Annotated in this window: 17 protein-coding genes and 1 tRNA gene; 12 read left to right on the top strand and 6 right to left on the bottom strand. The window is 54.1% G+C overall.

The window, feature by feature from the left end:
- Positions 1-90: 90 nt before the first annotated feature.
- Entirely contained in the window at positions 91-879 is a 789-nt protein-coding gene (gene phoH, locus HFD94_RS04370) for a phosphate starvation-inducible protein PhoH (protein WP_010258505.1), read from the top strand.
- Between the two features lie 170 nt (positions 880-1,049).
- Here phoH and HFD94_RS04375 read toward each other — a convergent pair.
- From HFD94_RS04375 to eptA, 6 genes are all read right to left on the bottom strand, one after another.
- A tRNA-Ser gene (locus HFD94_RS04375) sits at positions 1,050-1,137 on the bottom strand.
- 264 nt (positions 1,138-1,401) lie between these two features.
- Positions 1,402-1,935 (bottom strand): peptide-methionine (S)-S-oxide reductase MsrA, encoded by a 534-nt coding sequence (gene msrA / locus HFD94_RS04380; RefSeq protein ID WP_031594591.1) that lies wholly within the window; start codon positions 1,933-1,935, stop codon positions 1,402-1,404.
- 59 nt (positions 1,936-1,994) lie between these two features.
- A complete protein-coding gene (locus HFD94_RS04385) occupies positions 1,995-2,561 on the bottom strand; it encodes a flavin reductase family protein (protein WP_022625495.1) in 567 nt (188 codons plus the stop codon).
- A 310-nt stretch (positions 2,562-2,871) separates the two neighbouring features.
- The gene (gene pmrB / locus HFD94_RS04390) at positions 2,872-3,930 is read right to left on the bottom strand and encodes a two-component system sensor histidine kinase PmrB (protein ID WP_010258517.1); all 1,059 of its coding nucleotides are present in this window, start codon (positions 3,928-3,930) and stop codon (positions 2,872-2,874) included.
- Entirely contained in the window at positions 3,927-4,607 is a 681-nt protein-coding gene (gene pmrA / locus HFD94_RS04395; protein ID WP_010670822.1) for a two-component system response regulator PmrA, read from the bottom strand. Before pmrA ends, pmrB begins: the two co-directional genes overlap by 4 nt.
- Positions 4,607-6,235, bottom strand: a complete 1,629-nt coding sequence (gene eptA / locus HFD94_RS04400; protein WP_122888759.1) for a phosphoethanolamine transferase EptA — start codon at positions 6,233-6,235, stop codon at positions 4,607-4,609. The genes pmrA and eptA overlap by 1 nt, the downstream gene beginning before the upstream one ends.
- A 454-nt stretch (positions 6,236-6,689) precedes the next feature.
- On the opposite strand from eptA, the gene otsB reads away from it, so the two are divergent.
- From otsB to HFD94_RS04455, 11 genes are all read left to right on the top strand, one after another.
- Positions 6,690-7,478 carry a trehalose-phosphatase gene (gene otsB, locus HFD94_RS04405; RefSeq protein ID WP_033772016.1) on the top strand — a complete coding sequence of 263 codons (789 nt, stop codon included), beginning with the start codon at positions 6,690-6,692 and terminating at the stop codon, positions 7,476-7,478.
- Entirely contained in the window at positions 7,475-8,911 is a 1,437-nt protein-coding gene (gene otsA / locus HFD94_RS04410; protein ID WP_060680405.1) for an alpha,alpha-trehalose-phosphate synthase, read from the top strand. Before otsB ends, otsA begins: the two co-directional genes overlap by 4 nt.
- 1,019 nt (positions 8,912-9,930) lie before the next feature.
- The gene (flhD, locus tag HFD94_RS04415) at positions 9,931-10,284 is read left to right on the top strand and encodes a flagellar transcriptional regulator FlhD (protein WP_010258528.1); all 354 of its coding nucleotides are present in this window, start codon (positions 9,931-9,933) and stop codon (positions 10,282-10,284) included.
- A complete protein-coding gene (gene flhC / locus HFD94_RS04420; RefSeq protein ID WP_010258532.1) occupies positions 10,281-10,859 on the top strand; it encodes a flagellar transcriptional regulator FlhC in 579 nt (192 codons plus the stop codon). Before flhD ends, flhC begins: the two co-directional genes overlap by 4 nt.
- A 133-nt stretch (positions 10,860-10,992) precedes the next feature.
- On the top strand, positions 10,993-11,880 hold the full coding sequence (gene motA, locus HFD94_RS04425; protein WP_003849139.1) for a flagellar motor stator protein MotA: 888 nt from the start codon (positions 10,993-10,995) through the stop codon (positions 11,878-11,880).
- Entirely contained in the window at positions 11,877-12,818 is a 942-nt protein-coding gene (gene motB, locus HFD94_RS04430; RefSeq protein ID WP_010258536.1) for a flagellar motor protein MotB, read from the top strand. Before motA ends, motB begins: the two co-directional genes overlap by 4 nt.
- A gap of 11 nt (positions 12,819-12,829) precedes the next feature.
- The gene (gene cheA / locus HFD94_RS04435) at positions 12,830-14,812 is read left to right on the top strand and encodes a chemotaxis protein CheA (protein WP_181955347.1); all 1,983 of its coding nucleotides are present in this window, start codon (positions 12,830-12,832) and stop codon (positions 14,810-14,812) included.
- Positions 14,813-14,835: 23 nt separating this feature from the next.
- The gene (cheW, locus tag HFD94_RS04440; RefSeq protein ID WP_010258541.1) at positions 14,836-15,333 is read left to right on the top strand and encodes a chemotaxis protein CheW; all 498 of its coding nucleotides are present in this window, start codon (positions 14,836-14,838) and stop codon (positions 15,331-15,333) included.
- Between the two features lie 161 nt (positions 15,334-15,494).
- Positions 15,495-17,168 (top strand): methyl-accepting chemotaxis protein, encoded by a 1,674-nt coding sequence (locus HFD94_RS04445; protein ID WP_010670819.1) that lies wholly within the window; start codon positions 15,495-15,497, stop codon positions 17,166-17,168.
- A 194-nt stretch (positions 17,169-17,362) separates the two neighbouring features.
- Positions 17,363-18,925, top strand: coding sequence for a methyl-accepting chemotaxis protein (locus HFD94_RS04450; protein ID WP_010258545.1), 1,563 nt, complete (start codon positions 17,363-17,365; stop codon positions 18,923-18,925).
- Between the two features lie 106 nt (positions 18,926-19,031).
- Positions 19,032-20,708 carry a methyl-accepting chemotaxis protein gene (locus tag HFD94_RS04455; protein WP_010258548.1) on the top strand — a complete coding sequence of 559 codons (1,677 nt, stop codon included), beginning with the start codon at positions 19,032-19,034 and terminating at the stop codon, positions 20,706-20,708.
- The last annotated feature ends 66 nt before the right edge of the window (positions 20,709-20,774 follow it).

Below are 20,774 nucleotides of genomic sequence, written 5' to 3' on the forward strand. Positions count from 1 at the left end.
GGAAGCCAACTGAAACCTCTAAAGCGTTCACGTTATCGCAACGGGCCACCGGCCTGACGCAGGAAATGAAACCAACTGAAAGGTGCCACTATGGGAAGACAGAAAGCAGTGATCAAAGCGCGTCGTGAAGCAAGAAGAGTGCTTCGTAGTGACTCAAGAAGTCATCGTCAGCGTGAAGAAGAGTCGGTCACTTCGCTGGTGCATATGAGTGGACTGGATGCCATTGGCATGGCGCGCGATACGCGTGACCGGTTGCCGATTGAAGCCCGTAATGAAGCTCAGGCGCACTATCTTAACGCCATAGAGAGAAAACAGCTGATCTTCGCAACCGGTGAAGCCGGGTGCGGTAAAACCTGGATCAGTGCCGCAAAAGCGGCTGAGGCCCTGATTAATAAGGATATCGACAGGATTATCGTTACGCGCCCGGTACTGCAGGCAGATGAGGATCTGGGATTCCTTCCCGGCGATATTTCTGAGAAATTCGCGCCTTATTTCCGCCCGGTTTATGACATTCTGGTTAAACGTCTTGGCGCATCCTTTATGCAATATTGTCTGCGTCCGGAAATTGCCAAGGTAGAGATTGCACCGTTCGCCTATATGCGTGGTCGCACTTTCGAAAATGCTGTGGTAATTCTGGACGAGGCGCAGAACGTCACCGCCGCGCAGATGAAAATGTTCCTGACCCGACTGGGCGAAAACGTCACGGTCATTGTTAACGGCGATATTACCCAGTGCGACTTGCCCGCTGGGGTGCCTTCCGGTCTCGCAGACGCGCTGGCGCGTTTCGAAGAGGACGAGATGGTTGGCATTGTACGCTTCGGCAAAGAAGATTGTGTGCGTTCTGCGCTGTGTCAGCGCACCCTGCACGCGTATAGCTAGCGTTTGATTGAGTAGAAGTGTAGCGCCCAAACCCGGCTCCGGCCGGGTTTTCTTATTGTGGGGCAGCGGCTGCGCACGTGTTCGTTCCCCGGCGGGAGTTATTACGCTCTCTCAGAGTGAAATATGCAAAAAAAAGAGCCTGAACAAAAGTTCAGGCTCTTTTTTGAAGATGGCGGTGAGAGAGGGGTTCGAACCCTCGATACGTTGCCGTATACACACTTTCCAGGCGTGCTCCTTCAGCCACTCGGACACCTCACCAGATTTACTTCGCTGACCGCGATGGGTCAACGGGGCGGTACTATAGGGAGTCGACTGAAAACGGTCAAGCACTATTTTTCTCTTTTGATCTATTCGCTTAAGCTCTGAACGAATCGATTTACTGCGGCATAAAACCCGCCGTTTTACCGGCCACATCCCGTCATCCTGATGAGCCCGGTCAGGTGAGTTTTATGGCAGCAAATAAACCGGGGCGGCGTTCTCACCCTCGTTACTGGTCAGACGCTGCCCCGACTGATGCCGGAATCAGCTCTTTACTCTGTTAGCGAAACTTTTACGCAGCTTCTGCAATTTCGGTGGAATGACCGCCATGCAGTAGCCGTTGCGCTGGCCCGCGCCTTCCCAGTAATCCTGATGATAAGCTTCAGCGGGATACCACTCTTTCAGCGGCTCAATGGTGGTCACCACCGGCACATCATGGTCAGCCTGAGCGCGGGCAATGGCGGCGCGTGCTTCCGCTTCCTGCTCTGCATTGGCCGGGAAAATGGCGGAACGATACTGGGTGCCAATATCATTACCCTGACGGTTAAGCTGGGTCGGATCATGCGTCACAAAGCTGATATCCAGCAGATCGCCAAAGCTGACTTTCTCCGGGTCGAAGCCAATGCGGATCGCTTCCGCATGACCGGTCGCACCGCTGCAGACCTGCTCATAAGTCGGATTCGGCCGGGCACCGCCGGTATAACCGCTTTCTACCGACTCTACGCCGATCACATCCTTAAATACCGCTTCGGTACACCAGAAACAGCCGCCAGCGATAACTGCGTATTCGATTGCCATAATAATTTACTCCTGTCAGGTCGAAAGAGGTGAATGGGGGCGCGGCAGAGCGCTTTCAACTAGATCAGCATCTCCGGTTTAAAATCGCCGCTCTTATCCAGTATTTTGTCGCTCATCACGCTGAACCGGCCTTCGCCAGTGTAGTGCAGGGTAGTGGGGTATTCCGGCTGCTCGGCAACGTGCGCTTTAACAATCTCAAAAATAAACAGGTTGTAGTTAGCGACCATCGAATCGTCATAAAGCTGACACTCAAAGCTGGCAAAACATTCGGCAATCATCGGCGCGCCAACCACCTGAGCGGGTTCCGGCGTCAGGCCAAATGCCTCAAACTTATCAATGCTGTCGCCGTGGCTGTTGCCGATTGCCACAACTTCATCAATCAGCGAGGCAGAAGGAATGTTCAGCACGCACTGACCGCTGTTGCGGATAAGCTCATGGCTGTGGTTCATACCGGCAATCATGCAGCCGACCAGTGACGGAGAAAACTCCAGCACCGTGTGCCAGCCGAGCGTCATGATGTCATGTTGATCTTTGTACTGCGAACTGAGCAGCAGCACCGGTCCGGGCTCAAGGTATTTGCGGGCTTTGCTGACCGGAAAAGCATATTTGTGCATGCGTTGGCTCATGGCGTAACTCCTGAAACGGAACGTAGCCATTAAGTGTAGAGCACCGGGCGGATGCAGCAGGCGTGTCAGCGGGCAGAAATGCGAGGTTGATGGCGGCGTCTGGCAGCGCAGACATTTTTAGCGGCAGTGTCGCGAGCTTAAGGTTTCCTTAATATGCAATCGCGATACTGCCTGCTTTAACTGAGGATGATGCTATGAAAACTGCTCCTGTTGCCCTGCCTGTGACTGCTCCGCGTCCGATGAGTGAATATGCTGCACTGCTGATTGCCGCAGCCACGGTCGTTCTGTTCCTCTCCGCCTGGTTCAGCGCTTAAAACTTCACCACGGCACGACAACCGCTTCGGTCGCGGCGGTTCTCTAAGAAAAACTGAAACCGGTGTAACTGGACGATGCGGCTGACGATGCTCAGCCCGAGTCCGATACCGCCGTAGCGACTGTCCATCCGGATAAACGCTTTACTCAGCTCGCCACTTTTACTCTCATCAATTCCCGGGCCCTGATCTTCCACCACCAGCATCGGCTGAGGAGCTAACACCAGCTGCACACTGATGGTGCTGTTATCCGGGCTGTAGCGATGGGCGTTCTCGACCAGGTTACGCAGCAACATCTTCAGCAGCGTGGCATCACCACGCACAAACTGCTCCTGCGGCAGATCGAGCACCAGCGTCTGCTGATGCGCCTCCAGCATAATACTCAGCTCTGCCTCCATTGGCAGGATCACATCTTCAATCAGCCCCACGTTCTGATAGGTGCCAGAGGTAAAGGACTGTCCGGCGCGCGCCAGATTCAGCAGCTGCGACACGCTGTGCGTCATCTGATCCAGGCGCTGCACCAGCGGCTGAACTTTGACATCGCTGTTACGTTCGATTAACTCCAGATGCAGCCGCAATCCCGCCAGCGGCGTGCGCAGCTCATGTGCCACGTCGGCGGTGAACAGCCGTTCGCGCTCCAGACTGCTGTTCAGACGCGCGACCAGCTGGTTTATCGCCTGCGTCACCGCATCGATCTCCTGAACCTGACTGTGGCAGGCGACGGGATCAAGATTCTCTTCGCTGCGACTCTCCAGTTCACGCTGCAGCTGATAAAGCGGCCGGGTAATCCACTTCACCGCCTGATAGCAGAGCAGCAGCGTCAGGGTAATCATCACCAGACTTGGCACCGCCAGGCTGGCTACCGCTTCATGCACTTCACGCTTAACGTGACTGTCCATGTTGCGCTTCTGCAGCTGCGCTTCCACCAGAAACTGAATCTGCTCTTTACTCTCATGCCATAGCCAGACCACGCTGATCACCTGGAAAACCAGCAGGATCAGACCGATGGTCAGGATGAGACGAAAGCGCATACTGCGATGATCGAAACGTCTTATCATGTTGCCTCACGAACGCCATCCTGCGTCACCAGCGCATAGCCAAAACCGCGCACGGTGCGTATAGCGCTTTTGCCGATTTTGTCGCGCAGATTATGAATATGCACTTCCAGGGTATTAGTTGAAGGCTCGGTCTCCCAGTTATAGATATCCTGATAGAGAATTTCACGGTGTACCGGGTTCCCGGCCTTGAGCATCAGCCGTGACAGAATCGCAAACTCTTTGGGTGTCAGATCCAGCAGTACGTCGCTGAGCGTAATCTGGCGATGGGTCATATCCAGCGCCAGCGCACCTACTCTGACATGACTGTCACCCTGATTGACGTGGCGACGAATCAGGGCGCGGATCCGCGCCAGCAACTCATCCAGCGAGAACGGTTTGATCAGATAGTCGTCCGCGCCTGCGTCGAGTCCGGCAATGCGTTCGCTGATGGTGTCGCGTGCGGTCAGGATCAGCACCGGCGTCATCTTCTTCTGCCGCCGCAGGCGTATCAGAAAATGCAGTCCATCTTCATCAGGCAGGCCAAGATCCAGCACCACCAGACTATACAGGCCGCTGGCGAAATGCGCTTCAGCATCCCGCACGCGCGTGACGCCATCACAGACATAGCCTTCACCTTCCAGCGCCAGCATCAGACCCTGCAGCAGCAGGGCGTCATCTTCAACAATCAGTATCTTCATTAAGGTTGGCTCCGACACGACGTCAAAATATCATCCGCAGGCACATATTCGTGGGTCGCGGTGCCGGTTAATCCCAGCATGGTTGAAAACAGATTATCCTGTGAAAATTCGTCTGTCGCCGCCAGTTTATTCAGGCAGCCGCGATTAACCGCATAACGTTTCTGATAATCATCGGAGATCCAGATCAGCAATGGCACATGTTTCTGGGTGTCCGGCGCAATAGCATAGGGCAGGCCATGCAGGTAAGCACCATTTTCACCCAGCGATTCGCCGTGGTCAGAAAGATAGACCAGGCTGGTGGTGAAACGATCCTGATGCGCACGCAGTACGTTAATGGCTTTATCGACGATGTGATCCACATTAACCAGCGTATTGTCATAGGTGTTGATCAGCTGTTGCTGCGAACAGTCCTGAATCTGATTAGTGTCACAGGTCGGTTCAAACTGACGGAACTGCGACGGGTAACGATGGCTATAAGTCGGACCATGACTGCCAATGGTGTGCAGCACAATCACTGCGTTGCCTTTTAACTGGCTGATATATTCATCCAGACCGTGGAACAGCACGTCGTCATAACACTCACCGTCAATACACATGCCGGGCAGGTTCAGGCTGGTCATGTCCTGATGCGGAACCCGATCGCAGGCACCTTTACAGCCTCCATCATTCTCATTCCACAACACGCTGATGCCGGCGCGCTGAATAACATCCAGCAATCCCTCCTGATGCGCGGCCAGCACATCATCATAGTGGGCGCGCGGCATGTTGGAGAACATGCAGGGCACGGAGACCGCCGTCGCCGTCCCGCACGAGGTGGTGTGCGGAAAATAGATCACATCATCTTTCGCCAGTAAGGGGTTGGTCAGACGACCGTAACCGCCCAGCGAGAAGTTTTGCGCGCGTGAGGTCTCTCCCAGCACCAGAATAGTCAGGTTAGGTTTGCCACTGCTGCGGCTGGGCTGCAGATGCGCATCTTCACCAATGCGTATCAGCGGCGCGTTCTGTAACTGCTCATGCTTATACCAGGAGAGCGTCGCCGCAATGCTGTTAGAGGGGCTAAGCGCCTTTACCAGTTCACGGTTGTTGCGGAACAGCGAGGCGTAATCTTTATAGAAGAGCAGGGCGACCAGCACAATCAGCGCTGCTGACAGCAGCACGCTGAGCAGTCGCGCCAGCACGCCACGCCACTGCTGCTTTTTAAGTCGCGGCCAGAACAGCAGCAACGCCATCAGCACGCCTGAGCTGAGCAGGGTTACGAGTAGCTTTGGCGTAATCAGCGCAAAAGATTCCGAGGCAGTGGTATCCATCATGTTGGTGATCATCGAGCGATCAATCACGATGTTATAGGTATGAATAAAGAACTGTGCCGACGCGGAGAGCAGAATAAACAGCGCGGCCAGTAGCCGATCCAGCCAGATAAACGAGGCCAGTGTAATCACGATATTGATCACGCTAAAGGCGACCAGCGGCATCGATAAAAATACCAAGGTGGTGTGCAGGTCGTTCAGTGGCATCACCGCCAGCACCTGACGGTAATAGACAATGTTAAGGAAAACCGCGATATAAACCGCAGCCAGAATCAGCAACGTAAGGCGGCTAATCAGCGGCCTTTTCAGAGTAAACGCCATGTGAGCAGGAACCCGAGTAATAAAAGTGTCACGAGAATGCGCTTTCAATATTAGGAATACCTTAAGAAGCTTAAGGTTTGAGGAGTGCCGACTCTGCCGGGTGCGATACGTGTGCGACTCCAGTCAGCAGCGGATCGGGCCCGGCTTTATCATCGGAAGCGCAGCAGAATTGTGTGGCGCTTTTATGCTGACTTAACCGCAGCGGCTGGCATGAAACCTGCATCTTTCTGGCATAACCCCTGTTAATGACTACACTTACTGTGAAGATGTTCTCAGTTAGCCAGTATTGTCAGCAATGCGCTTGCAAGTTTGAGGAGAGTGACCTATCCCGTTACCGCGTTTTATCCCTCAATCACCGCTTTATCAGAATTTCCCGCTTGCTGACCTGACTGCGTCAGGACATTCTTGTTTTAACTCAATGTTTTATTAAAATTCGATTTTCAGGAGAAGTAACGTGACCCAAGCGGCAGACACCCATGCCAGGTACCCGACATTAAGCGGCGGGCAGTACGCCTTCTTTTTTGATGTCGACGGCACGCTGGCAGCGATTCAGTCCCGTCCCGAAGCGGTATTTATTCCTGAGCAGGTCATCGCGCAACTGCAGCAGCTCTCTGCACTCTCGCAGGGCGCGCTGGCGCTGGTCTCCGGCAGACCCATAGAACAACTCGATGCGCTGGCCGCTCCCTGGTACGGCCCGGCTGCGGGCGTACATGGTGCAGAGCGCCGTGATGCAGAGGGTAATCTGCAACGCATCAGCCTGCCGGTCGAGGTGGAGCAATCGCTCAGGGCGGAATTGCAGAATGCTATGGCATCCTGGCCTGGCACCCAGCTGGAGGTAAAAGGCATGGCTTTCGCTCTTCACTACCGCCAGGCGATGCAGCATGAGCAGGATGTGATGCGACTGGCTGAACAGTCAGTGAAACGTTTTCCCGGACTGGCGCTTCAGCCGGGGAAATGTGTGGTAGAGATTAAACCGGCAGGTATCGATAAAGGCGCCGCAATCAGCGACTTTATGCAGCAGCCCCCTTTTGCCGGACGTACGCCGGTCTTTATTGGCGACGATCTGACGGATGAGAAGGGCTTTCTGGCCGTGAACGCACGGCAGGGCGTCTCGATCAAAGTCGGAGAAGGTTCCACCCAGGCCCATTATCGGCTTCATGATGTCGATGCGGTTTACGGCTGGCTGGAAAGAACATTATTACTATCAGATCAAGACAACGTCGGTAAGGAGTTTAGGTTATGAGTCGTTTAGTGGTTGTTTCTAACCGTGTCGCCATGCCCGATGGGTCAAAAACCAGCGCTGGCGGTTTGGCCGTCGGTATTCTCGATGCACTGAAAAGCACCGGTGGACTGTGGTTTGGCTGGAACGGTGAAATCAGCGAGTACACAGGCGAAGAGGTAGAAGAAGTCACGGTTCAGGAACATGAAGGTATTGAGTATGCCTCGTTCCCGCTGAGCCAGAACGATTACGATCTCTACTATTGCCAGTTCTCAAACACTGTCATCTGGCCCGCATTCCATTATCGCCTTGACCTGGTTCAGTTCCAGCGGGAAGCCTGGGAAGGGTATTGCGACGTTAACGATGCGGTGGCACAGCGTTTAAAACCGCTGATCAAGCCGGATGATATTGTCTGGATCCACGATTATCACTTTTTACCGTTTGCAGCCGCGCTGCGTCGGGCGGGCATTAATAACCGTATCGGCTTCTTCCTGCATATTCCGTTCCCGACGCCTGAAATATTTAATGCGCTGCCGCCGCACAAAGAGCTTCTGGAAATGCTGTGCGAATATGACCTGCTGGGTTTCCAGACCGAATCGGATCGGGTGGCCTTCCTCGACAGCGTCAGCCAGCTCACTCAGCTGCAGAATAAGGGCGACAAAAAACATCGCGCCTTTGGCAACACCTTTATGACTGAGGTTTATCCCATCGGGATTGAGCCAGACAGTATTAAAGAGATGGCCGAAGGGCCGCTGCCACCGAAAATGGCCGCCATGAAGAAAGAGCTGGGCGATGCACGCAATATTATTGCCTGCGAACGTCTCGACTATTCCAAAGGTCTGCCTGAGCGTTTTCTTGCCTATGAAGCGCTGCTGGAGAACTTCCCGCAGCATCGCGGCAAAATTCGCTACTCGCAGATTGCACCGACCTCGCGCGGCGATGTGCAGGCGTATCAGGATATCCGTCATCAGCTGGAGACCGAAGCAGGGCGCATCAACGGTAAATACGGTACGCTGGGCTGGACCCCGCTCTACTACCTTAACCAGCATTTTGACCGTCGACTGCTGATGAAAATCTTCCGTCTGACCGATGTCGGTCTGGTTACGCCGCTGCGTGACGGTATGAACCTGGTGGCGAAAGAGTACGTGGCTGCGCAGGACCCTGATGATCCCGGTGTACTGGTGCTGTCGCGCTTTGCGGGTGCGGCTAACGAGCTCACCTCCGCGCTGATTGTGAATCCGTATGACCGTGATGAAGTGGCCGCCGCGCTGGATAGGGCGATTACTATGCCGCGTACCGAAAGGATTTCACGCTACAACGATATGATGGCGGTATTGCGTAAAAATGATATTACCGCCTGGCGTGAAGGCTTCCTGAAAGACCTGGAACGCATTGAACCGCGCAGCGTTGACCACAACACGGTTAATAAAGTCGCGACCTTCCCAAAACTCGCCTGATATCTGTTCTGACTCAGGGTTATGAAAGCAGCGGCGCCTCTACGGCGTCGCTGCTTTTTTTTGGTCCAGGTCACAGAAAACTCGCCTGCTATCTGTTAATGACCGTTTGCTACGATTCTACGCAGGTAACGTCAGTGGCTGCCCGGAGTGGCCCGATAAATGCAGGTAAGCCCGGAAATCCCCGTCCTGTCAGCCCCTGCCGCTTTCTTTACCTTCTTTACTCAAGTTTCTCTTCAGGCTGCCGATAGTGATAGTGCCAACGCATAACCCTTCGTTAATTCATTCGACTTTCTTATATAACCCCTTGTTACAGTGGGAATCAAAGTCTGTACACCCGGTCACCACTGTTAACGCCAGGTTGCCAGAAATCTGACCTGCTGCCGTATAAACCTTAACGATTTCATTACTCACCCTCTGCGATACTCCCCTTAAGTAACTAATTTAAAAGCAAATACCTGAAGGTCGCAGCAGCATAATATGCTGATAACCTTTCTTTGGGTGGTTCTAAATAGGGTGTTAAAACGATTAACACCCGATATTCATTCCGGACTGCGCAAAGCGTCGAATAGCGATGCTTTTACCCCCTATTAAACCTTTCTCAGGACCAATTGGACTTAAAATCGGGCTTTTTTGCTCAAAAAATGACCAGTCGGTAAGTAATGGTAAAGGGTTGCTGAAGAAATTTGCGTTAAAAGTGTGATCTGCGTCACACTTTATCTAAAATTTCACATCACTGTCGTTGTATGTCGAAATCAGACGATATAGATTTGCGTTGTTTTCGGAATAGTCCTAAAAAATGTAAGAAGACGTCACGGAAGATGTCCAGAACTCGAAAATAAAATGGCATGGATTTTCGACCTTCGGTGGGTCTGAAACCCACACAAAAATGGAAGGCGAAAACGGTGACATTAACGTTACGTGAAGTTTTTTTTGCCATCTTTTGATTTAACAAACAGCAGCTCGAACCGCAGATTTATTCTGCGATACAGTTACGTCGCATCTCTCAGGATGGAAAAATAATGGGCACCTCTGAAGTACTGAAACATATTTACGATCTCAACTTGTCTTATTTACTGCTTGCGCAGCGTTTAATTAACCAGGATAAAGCTTCTGCAATGTTTCGCCTCGGAATTGACGAGAAAATGGCGAATGCATTATCTGAATTAACATTGCCTGAGATGGTAAAAATGGCGGAAACCAATCAACTGGTTTGCCAGTTTCGTTTTACCGATAGCAGCACCATTAATCGCCTGACGCAGGAATCACGCGTGGATGATTTACAACAAATCCACACCGGCATTTTATTATCGAGCCGTTTACTGCGTAATGCGTCTAAAGATGATGCACCTGCTAAAAAGAGAGCAATGTCATGAGTGAGAAAAGTATTGTTCAGGAAGCACGTGATATTCATCTCGCGATGGAGCTCATTACATTAGGTGCCCGCTTACAGATGCTTGAGAGCGAAACCCAGCTGAGCCGCGGTCGTCTCATTAAGCTCTATAAAGAATTACGTGGCAGTCCGCCACCGAAAGGTATGCTGCCGTTCTCTACGGACTGGTTTATGACGTGGGAGCAGAACATTCATGCTTCTATGTTCTGTAACGCCTGGAAGTTTTTGCTGAAAACCGGGTTGTGCAGCGGCGTCGATGCCGTGATTAAAGCTTACCGCCTGTATCTTGAACAGTGTCCTCAATCGGACGAGGGCCCGCTGTTGGCGCTGACTCGTGCCTGGACCCTGGTCCGATTCGTTGATAGCGGTATGCTGGAACTGGCAGATTGTAAAAGCTGCAACGGCAGCTTTATTAATCATGCGCATCAGCCGGTTGGCAGCTTTACCTGCAGCCTGTGCCAGCCACCATCACGGGCAGTAAAAAGACGTAAACTTTCTGCAGAACCTGCCGATATGTTTCCACAACTGCTGGATGAACAGGTTAAACACGCCGTTTAAGTTTGTTCGCACTGTGGAAGCCATCCAGCAGCGGTTAATACCGCTGCTTTTTTTTTGCTTGCGGTTCAGGAATAACATCTGCGGCTCTCTGGCTTAACTTCCACCAACACGTTACGGACGTAAGGATTTTTTTGTGCTGATAATTATAGGTTACCTGATTGTTTTAGGCTCCGTGTTGGGCGGATATGCGCTGGTAGGTGGCCATCTGGGCGCGCTTTATCAGCCAGCCGAATTATTAATGATCGGCGGTGCCGGTGCCGGTGCTTTTTTAGTCGGCAACAACGGTAAGTCGATTAAAAAAACGCTGAAGGCGCTGCCTAAGTTATTTCGCGGCTCCAAGTACAACAAAGCGGTTTACATGGATTTGATGGCGCTGCTTTATCGCCTGATGGCGAAGTCGCGTCAGCAGGGCATGTTATCGCTGGAACGCGATATTGAAGATCCCAGCCAGAGTGAAATTTTTGCTAATTATCCCCGCATTCTTGCCGATAAACAGTTAGTGGATTTTATTACTGACTATTTACGCCTGATGGTGAGCGGCAACATGAACGCTTTTGAAATCGAAGCGTTGATGGATGAAGAGATTGAGACCTACGAACACGAGTGTGACGTACCAGCGCAAAGTATTGCTGCAGTGGGTGATGGTCTTCCGGCATTCGGTATCGTCGCCGCGGTAATGGGCGTGGTCCATGCACTGGCTTCGGCCGATCGTCCAGCCGCTGAACTCGGTGCGCTGGTCGCGCATGCGATGGTGGGCACCTTCCTGGGCATCCTGCTGGCCTACGGGTTTGTCTCTCCACTCTCGTCAGTGCTGCGTCAGAAGTGTGCGGAAACCACCAAGATGATGCAGTGCATTAAGGTGACATTGCTGTCGAGCCTGAATGGTTACGCGCCGCAGATTGCGGTGGAATTTGGTCGTAAGACGCTCTATTCCGCCGAGCGTCCGTCGTTCAGCGAACTGGAAGAGCACGTACGTAACGCCAAGAACCCGGCTAAACAGACTTCAGACGAGGCTTCATGAAACACGGCAATCGCCCAATTGTGCTGATCAAAAAGCGCAAACATAAAGGCCATGAAGGCAGCCACGGATCGTGGAAGATTGCCTACGCCGACTTTATGACGGCGATGATGGCCTTTTTTATGGTGATGTGGCTGCTCTCAATCGCCAACCCGCAGGAGCTGGTGCAGATAGCAGACTACTTCAAAACACCGCTGAAGGTAGCGATTACCGGCGGGGCGCGCAGCAGCGACAGCGAGAGCCCGATCCCCGGCGGCGGTGATGATCCGACCAAAAAGATTGGCGAAGTGAACAAAGTCGTCGATATGGACGCCCAGAAACGCAAGCTGGATGAGATTCGTCTTAACCGGCTGCGTGAAAAGCTCGACCAGCTGATTGAAGCGGATCCGCGTCTGAAAGCGCTGCGCCCGCATCTGATCATCAACATGGTGGAAGAGGGGCTGCGTATTCAGATTATCGACAGCCAGAATCGCCCGATGTTTAAGACCGGTCGGGCCGAGGTTGAGCCCTATATGCGCGATATTCTGCGTGCGATAGCGCCAGTCCTTAACGACATTCCGAACCGCATCAGCCTGGCCGGACATACCGATGATTTTCAGTATGCCAGCGGTGACAAAGGCTACAGCAACTGGGAACTGTCGACAGACCGTGCTAACGCCTCACGCCGTGAACTGGTGATGGGCGGCTTAGACAGCGGAAAAATTTTACGGGTGTTGGGTATGGCCGACACCATGCGCCTGAAAAATCGTGGCGGTAATGACGCCGTTAACCGCCGCATCAGCCTGCTGGTGTTGAACCACGACACCGAAGCGGCAATAGAAAAAGAGAACGCAGAAAGTGATGCCGTCCAGATCAGCGATCCGGCGGCCATTGAACAGATTACCGCACCTGCAACACCAGGCGGCGCGGTGAATACAGCAGCCCCCTCACAGCCGAGGTGATTCCCGTGAGTATGGACATCAGCGATTTTTACCAGACGTTTTTTGATGAAGCCGATGAGCTATTAGCGGATATGGAACAACACCTGTTGGGCTTAGACCCGCAGGAGCCAGATTCGGAACAGCTTAACGCCATCTTCCGTGCCGCTCACTCCATTAAGGGTGGGGCCGGAACCTTTGGTTTTACGGTATTACAGGAAACGACTCATATCCTGGAAAACATTCTGGATGGTGCTCGTCGCGGCGAGATGCAGCTCAGCACCGACATCATCAACCTGTTTTTGGAAACCAAAGATATTATGCAGGAACAGCTCGATGCTTATAAAACCGCGCAGGAGCCTAACGCGGAGAGCTTCAAATATATCTGTGAAGCGCTGCGCCAGCTGGCGCTAGAGGCCAAAGGTCTGCCGGTTGATGTTCCGGCCAGTGTTGCCACTGCCAGCGCAGAACCGGCCAGCACCAGCGGCCTGCGTGTACAGCTGATCGATCTCAAAGAGAAAGAGGTCGATCTGATGCTGGAAGAGATGAGTAATCTCGGCACCCTGACCAACGTACAGAAAGGCAGCACCACGCTGGATGTCTGCATTGATGGCGTCGGTAAAGATGACATCGTGGCGGTGCTCTGCTTCGTCATCGACGAAGCACAGATCCGCTTCCCGGCAGCAGACGAAGCCGTTGCCGCGCCAGTTGCTGTTGCTGCCGAGGCCGAACCGGTGGTGGAAGACGTTCACACTGCCACCGTCACCGAACTGCCGGTGGCCGCAGTGAAGCGTGAAAGTAAGCGCGTCGCGGCCCCTGCCAAATCGAGCGAATCCACCAGCATCCGTGTTGCGGTGGAGAAAGTCGATCAGCTGATCAACCTGGTGGGCGAACTGGTGATTACCCAGTCAATGCTCGCTCAGCGTTCCGGCGAACTCGATCCGGTCGCGCACGGTGACCTGCTGAACAGCATGGGTCAGCTGGAGCGTAACGCCCGCGATCTGCAGGAATCGGTGATGTCGATTCGTATGATGCCAATGGAATATGTCTTCAGCCGCTTCCCGCGTCTGGTGCGTGACCTGGCCAGCAAACTCGGCAAAGAGGTCGAACTGACGCTGCTGGGCAGCTCAACCGAACTCGATAAGAGCCTGATTGAGCGCATCATCGATCCATTAACGCACCTGGTGCGTAACAGCCTTGACCACGGTATCGAAACGCCAGAGAAACGTCTGGTGGCCGGTAAAGTGGCAACCGGTAACCTGACGCTTTCAGCGGAACATCAGGGCGGCAACATCTGCATTGAAGTGTCTGATGATGGTGCCGGTCTGAACCGTGAACGTATTCTGGCTAAAGCCCTCTCATCGGGCCTGCCGGTTCACGAGAACATGAGCGACGAAGAGGTCGGCATGCTGATCTTCGCACCGGGCTTCTCTACCGCAGAGCAGGTGACGGATGTTTCAGGACGCGGCGTCGGTATGGACGTGGTGAAACGAAATATTCAGGAGATGGGCGGTCATGTCGAAATCGCCTCGAAGCAGGGCAAAGGCACCACCATTCGTATCCTGCTGCCGCTGACCCTGGCCATCCTTGATGGGATGTCCGTTCGTGTGGCCGATGAAGTCTTTATTCTGCCGCTGAATGCGGTGATGGAGTCGCTGCAACCGCGCGCCGAAGAGCTGAAACCGCTGGCCGGTGGCGAGTGCGTGCTGGAAGTGCGTGGCGAATATCTGCCACTGGTCGAGCTGTGGAACGTCTTTGATGTGCAGGATGCCAAAACCGAGGCCACTCAGGGCATCGTGGTAATCCTGCAAAGCGCGGGCAAACGTTACGCGCTACTGGTCGATCAGCTGATTGGCCAGCATCAGGTGGTGGTGAAGAACCTGGAAAGTAACTATCGCAAAGTGCCGGGCATCTCTGCCGCCACCATTCTTGGCGATGGTAGCGTGGCGCTGATTGTTGATGTTTCAGCACTGCAATCACTTAACCGTGAAAAACGTGTGGCTGGCGCTGCCGCCTGATTGATAACGAAAGGGTAAATAACATGAATGGAATGGCAACCGTGACAAAAATCGCTGGCGAAACTGTGGGTCAGGAGTTTCTGGTCTTCACGCTGGGCGACGAAGAGTACGGCATCGATATCCTCAAAGTTCAGGAAATTCGCGGTTACGATCAGGTAACGCGTATCGCAAATACCCCTGAATTTATCCGCGGCGTCACTAACCTGCGCGGCGTTATCGTGCCGATTATCGATCTGCGCGTGAAGTTTGCGCAGCCCGATGTTGAGTACAATGAAAACACCGTGGTTATCGTGCTGAATCTGGAAAATCGCGTGGTCGGTATCGTGGTTGACGGCGTCTCTGATGTGCTGTCGCTGACCCAGGATCAGATCCGTCCTTCACCGGAGTTCGCTGTGACCATGTCCACCGAGTACCTGACCGGTCTGGGTGCGCTGGGCGATCGCATGCTGATTCTGGTCGACATTGAGAAGCTGCTGAGCAGCGACGAGATGGCGCTGGTGGATAACCTGCGTAGCGCGTAATTGAATCATCACGGGCCGGTTATGGCTGGCCCGTGATAGTTTCACAGAGCGATAATTCCTTTCTATTCATAGAATAAAGCCGCATTGCACTCTAATTTCCCGCTGTCACCTGCCGATAATCCCTCAGTCACTTTAATTACCTACTTTCTTCAGGGTTACTCATGTTAACGAAAATCCGTGTTGTCACCAGCCTGTTACTGGTGTTGCTGGTGTTTGGGCTGTTACAGGCCTTCTCCGGTTCTGTTTTCTACTCCGCATTAAGCCACGACAAGCAAAGCTTCGCCGTGTCGCAGCTGGCGATGCAAAATACGCAGTCGCTCAACGACGCCTATATGAGTCTTAACCAGAGCCGGGTGCTGCTGACCCGTATTCAGCTGCGTTTCGCCACCAGTAAGCTGGAAGGCAAAACGGCCGATGTCGCCACGCTGTTTGACGACAGCAAAAACTTTCAGCAGGCGGCCGCCGGTTTTTTCAAAGTCTTTAAAGAGACACCCGATACGCCGGGACAAAATAGTGAGTTAAACAACCAGCTGGAGCAGCGCTACAGCGACTATGGCGCTGCGCTGGATCAGTTGCAGACGGCGCTACAGGCAAACGATCTGATTGCGGCCGGTAAAGCCCCGGTGGCGCCAAGCCAGAGTGCGTTTCTGACGCTTTACCGTGAATGGCGAGCCGATCAGAATCGCCTGACTACGCTTGGTGTTGAAGAGAACAGTTCTGCTTACAGCCGTATGATGTGGATCCTCTCCACCATCATGGCTGTCGTGGTCGCCGTGATCGTGCTCTGCTGGTTTGGACTGCGCAAAATCGTGATGACACCCCTCAACAGCAGCATTAATCACATCCAGCATATCGCCCAGGGCGATTTAACCCAGCCGATTGTGGTGGAAGGGCGCAATGAGATGACTCAGCTCGCGGCCAGTCTGCATGACATGCAGCAGTCACTGGTGCGCACGGTGACCAATGTGCGTGACGGCTCGGATGCGATTTTCACCGGTGCCAGCGAGATCTCTGCCGGAAACAATGATCTTTCTGCCCGCACAGAACAGCAGGCTGCGTCACTGGAGCAGACGGCGGCCAGCATGGAGCAGCTCACAGCCACGGTGAAACAGAACGCCGAAAACGCCCGCCAGGCGTCACAGCTGGCACTCAGCGCCTCAGAAACCGCAGAAAAAGGCGGCAACGTGGTGGCGGGTGTCGTGAAAACCATGAGCGAAATCGCTGGCAGCTCGAAGAAGATTGCCGATATCACCAGCGTGATTGATGGCATTGCTTTCCAGACCAATATTCTGGCGCTTAACGCCGCCGTTGAAGCGGCGCGTGCCGGCGAGCAGGGTCGCGGTTTTGCCGTGGTCGCGGGCGAAGTGCGTAATCTGGCGCAGCGCAGCGCCCAGGCGGCAAAAGAGATCAAAGGGTTGATCGACGACTCAGTGAACCGGGTCAATGTCGGTTCGCAACTGGTCGGCACCGCCGGGGAAACCATGAGCGATATCGTCAGTGCGGTTACGCGCGTCACCGACATCATGGGTGAAATCGCCTCTGCGTCGGACGAGCAGAGTCGCGGAATCGATCAGGTCGGGCAGGCGGTCACTGAGATGGATCGCGTTACCCAGCAGAACGCCTCGCTGGTGGAAGAGTCCGCTGCCGCAGCCGCCTCGCTGGAAGATCAGGCCAGCCGGTTAAGTCAGTCAGTGTCGGTCTTCAAAATTAAACGCGGCGCGTTGCAGCAGACGCTGACAAAGCATCTGCCGATTGCCGCACCCGCTACGGCGGCGCTGGCACCACGCAAAGCCCTGACGGCGCCGGTCAGTGATACTCACTGGGAAACCTTCTGATGTCACGCTGCGCATCCTGCGGGATGCGCAGCAACCCCTCGCGATTCCTCTGCGTAAAGCCAAACTCAGCAGCTCATGCTGATAAAAATAATTACAAAAGCCACTTCTCTCCTGAAAGCGCTGAATAGCGTTAATTAATCCTGTTACATCGCCGATATAGCCGCTGCACCTAAATTAACCTGCAGGGGAACAAGATGTTAAAAAAAATAAAAGTGGTGACCAGTTTAATCGCAGTCCTGGTCATCTTTGGCGCGCTCCAGTTAGTCGCTGGCAGCCTTTTCTGGTCAGCCCTCAATAAAGACAAAGAGTCCTTTGCGCTGTCGCAGGTCTCCAATCGCAATGTCACCGAGATGACTGACGCCTATATTTCACTGAACAACAGCCGTACCACGCTGAACCGCGGCATGCTGCGCTTACAGACCAGCATGGCCTCGCAGATGAACGGCGGTCAGCTTGATGAGCTGATCAACAAAGCCAATACCCAGTTAGCGGAAGCCGATCGCCACTTTAAAATCTATTACCATCTGCCAACCACGTCAGGTCTTGACGAAACCATGGGCGACACGCTTGAAGCGGATTACGCTAACTACGAAAACGGCCTGAAGGCGATGGTAAAAAGCCTGCAGGCGCGTGACCTGGAAGGGATGTTCAAACAGAACATTGAGCAGAAACAGGTCGCGATGCAGGAGAGTTACAACAAATGGCGTGCGCGTCAGACTGAGCTTTCCGATCAGGGAATGGAGCAGAACCAGAAAGCCTTTAAACAGATGATGTGGCTGCTGGCCGCGATTGGTGTTGCGGTGCTTGCGGTGATTATTACCTGCTGGTTTGGCCTGCGTCAGGTGCTGATTCAGCCGCTGCAACAGCTGCTGGCACAGATTCGCGCTATTGCCTCTGGCGATTTGACCCAGCCGATTGTGGTTGAGGGGCGTAATGAGATGAGCCAGCTGGCAGCAGGCATCCATGAGATGCAGCAGTCGCTGGTGATGACGGTGGGGAATGTGCGTGACGGCTCTGATGCCATCTTTACCGGTGCCAGCGAAATCGCCGCCGGTAACAACGACCTGTCGGCCCGCACCGAAGAGCAGGCCGCTTCGCTGGAGCAGACCGCTGCCAGCATGGAGCAGCTCACTGCCACGGTGAAGCAAAATGCTGACAACGCCCGTCAGGCATCCCAGCTGGCGCTGACCGCCTCCGAAACCGCGCAGCAGGGCGGTAAAGTGGTGAATGGCGTGGTCACAACCATGAAAGAGATCGCCGGCAGCTCGAAGAAAATCGCGGACATTATCAGCGTGATCGACGGCATCGCCTTCCAGACTAATATCCTGGCGCTGAATGCGGCGGTTGAAGCGGCACGTGCCGGTGAACAGGGTCGCGGTTTTGCGGTGGTGGCCGGTGAAGTGCGCAGTCTGGCCCAGCGCAGCGCTCAGGCCGCCAAAGAGATTAAAGGCCTGATTGAAGACTCGGTGTCACGCGTCAACAGCGGTTCACTGCAGGTTGAAAGCGCCGGCAGCACCATGAATGAGATTGTGGGTGCCGTGACCCGCGTTACCGACATCATGGGTGAGATCGCCTCCGCTTCCGATGAGCAGAGCCGCGGTATCGAGCAGGTCGGTCTGGCCGTTACCGAAATGGATCGCGTGACCCAGCAGAACGCCTCGCTGGTTGAGGAATCTGCCGCCGCTGCGGCCGCACTGGAGCAGCAGGCCAGCGTCCTGACCCAGGCCGTCTCCGTTTTCAAAATTTCCCGCGCCTGATTTTTTCCTCTTTCAACATGGCGGCGGCGTAAAGCCGTCGCCATGCATAAAGTTCCCCCCGTCTCCGCCGATAAATACACACGAATCGCCAACCAATGAGGTGTTTATGTTTAGTCGAGTACGAGTCGTCTCCGGCCTGCTGTGTGTGCTGGCGCTGTTTGCGCTGCTGCAGCTGTTTTCCGGCGGAATGTTTTTCAAAACTGTCAGTTCAGATAAAGAGAATTTTGCCTACAACCAACGCCTGAATACTCTGCAACAGGCGATGGGCACCTCATGGGTTTCGCTGGTTCAGGCGCGCAACACCCTTAACCGCGCCGGTATCCGTTTTCTGCAGGATGCACAGATGTCGGGCTCGGGTGCCAGCGTGAAAGAGCTGGTCGCCCTGGCGGGCGAGGAGCTGAAGCAGGCTGAAGTCAGCTATCAGATATTCAACGATAACCTGTCAGAAGAAGGCAAAACGGCCGAAAACGTCCGGGCGTTACAGGCGAACTACAAGGCCTATCACGATGCGCTGGCGGAGCTGATGGTCTTCTTCACCGCCGGCAATTTCAAAGGTTTTGTGGATCAGCCGACCCAGAGCTACCAGGACAAGTTCCAGAAAGATTACAGCGAGTGGCTTGAGCACAATAAAGCGCTGTCTCAGCAGGGTGTGGAAGCCAACCAGCACGCGTATACCCGCTCCATCACTATCGTTATCGCCACGCTGGCAGTGACCTTGCTGATGATTATCCTGGTGTGGAACGTGATGCGCTCGGTGCTGATCCGTCCGCTGCGTCAGAGTATTGAGCATATCCAGCACATCGCACGGGGCGATCTGACCCAGCCGGTTGAGATTAGCGTACGTAACGAAATCGGTGAGTTACTGACTTCGCTGCAGCACATGCAGCAGGAGCTGGTCCGTACCGTGCGAACCGTACGAGACGGCTCTGATGCCATCTATACCGGTGCCAGTGAAATCTCCATCGGCAATAACGATCTCTCTTCACGTACCGAACAGCAGGCCGCTTCGCTGGAGCAGACCGCTGCCAGCATGGAGCAGCTCACCGCGACCGTGAAGCAGAATGCCGAAAACGCCCGTCAGGCGTCCAAGCTGGCGCTGACTGCCTCTGAAACCGCGCAGCAGGGCGGCAAAGTGGTGGATGGCGTGGTCACCACCATGAAAGAAATTGCGGGCAGTTCCAAAAAGATTGCCGATATCACCAGTGTGATTGATGGCATCGCCTTCCAGACCAACATCCTGGCGCTGAATGCGGCCGTTGAAGCGGCGCGTGCCGGTGAGCAGGGTCGCGGTTTTGCGGTCGTTGCCGGTGAAGTGCGCAGCCTGGCGCAGCGCAGCGCCCAGGCCGCCAAAGAGATTAAAGGTCTGATTGAAGATTCGGTTAGCCGCGTTAATACCGGCTCGGTGCTGGTAGAGAGCGCCGGTGACACCATGAGCAATATCGTCAGCGCGGTCACCCGCGTCACGGACATCATGGGTGAGATCGCCTCAGCGTCAGACGAGCAGAGCCGTGGCATTGACCAGGTGGGCCTTGCCGTGACCGAGATGGATCGCGTCACCCAGCAGAACGCCTCACTGGTCGAAGAGTCAGCGGCAGCGGCTGCAGCGCTCGAAGATCAGGCAAGTCACTTAAAACAAGCGGTATCAGTGTTCAATATTGGTAAAGAATTTGTCGCTCAGGCCGTTAACAAGACAACGGCGATGAAAACTCTCCAGTCAGATGCACCGTTAGCCGTTGGTCGTTCGCCTGCTACCCGCAGCGACGACAACTGGGAAACCTTTTAAACGCCCGTGGCCCGGCCGCCATTGAGCCGCCGGGCATCGCAGCAGACAAATAATGTATTGAGTTCG

This window comes from Pantoea sp. EKM20T (assembly GCF_011800485.1).
Classification (GTDB): Bacteria; Pseudomonadota; Gammaproteobacteria; order Enterobacterales; family Enterobacteriaceae; genus Pantoea; species Pantoea agglomerans.

Bases quoted from the DNA above. Each gene is read 5' to 3' on its own strand.
- cheW (WP_010258541.1), top strand. From the start codon at position 14,836: ATGAATGGAATGGCAACCGTGACAAAAATCGCTGGCGAAACTGTGGGT.
- otsA (WP_060680405.1), top strand. From the start codon at position 7,475: ATGAGTCGTTTAGTGGTTGTTTCTAACCGTGTCGCCATGCCCGATGGG.
- HFD94_RS04385 (WP_022625495.1), bottom strand. From the start codon at position 2,561: ATGAGCCAACGCATGCACAAATATGCTTTTCCGGTCAGCAAAGCCCGC.
- phoH (WP_010258505.1), top strand. From the start codon at position 91: ATGGGAAGACAGAAAGCAGTGATCAAAGCGCGTCGTGAAGCAAGAAGA.
- flhC (WP_010258532.1), top strand. From the start codon at position 10,281: ATGAGTGAGAAAAGTATTGTTCAGGAAGCACGTGATATTCATCTCGCG.
- cheA (WP_181955347.1), top strand. From the start codon at position 12,830: ATGGACATCAGCGATTTTTACCAGACGTTTTTTGATGAAGCCGATGAG.
- msrA (WP_031594591.1), bottom strand. From the start codon at position 1,935: ATGGCAATCGAATACGCAGTTATCGCTGGCGGCTGTTTCTGGTGTACC.
- eptA (WP_122888759.1), bottom strand. From the start codon at position 6,235: ATGGCGTTTACTCTGAAAAGGCCGCTGATTAGCCGCCTTACGTTGCTG.
- motB (WP_010258536.1), top strand. From the start codon at position 11,877: ATGAAACACGGCAATCGCCCAATTGTGCTGATCAAAAAGCGCAAACAT.
- HFD94_RS04445 (WP_010670819.1), top strand. From the start codon at position 15,495: ATGTTAACGAAAATCCGTGTTGTCACCAGCCTGTTACTGGTGTTGCTG.
- pmrA (WP_010670822.1), bottom strand. From the start codon at position 4,607: ATGAAGATACTGATTGTTGAAGATGACGCCCTGCTGCTGCAGGGTCTG.
- pmrB (WP_010258517.1), bottom strand. From the start codon at position 3,930: ATGATAAGACGTTTCGATCATCGCAGTATGCGCTTTCGTCTCATCCTG.
- HFD94_RS04455 (WP_010258548.1), top strand. From the start codon at position 19,032: ATGTTTAGTCGAGTACGAGTCGTCTCCGGCCTGCTGTGTGTGCTGGCG.
- HFD94_RS04450 (WP_010258545.1), top strand. From the start codon at position 17,363: ATGTTAAAAAAAATAAAAGTGGTGACCAGTTTAATCGCAGTCCTGGTC.
- flhD (WP_010258528.1), top strand. From the start codon at position 9,931: ATGGGCACCTCTGAAGTACTGAAACATATTTACGATCTCAACTTGTCT.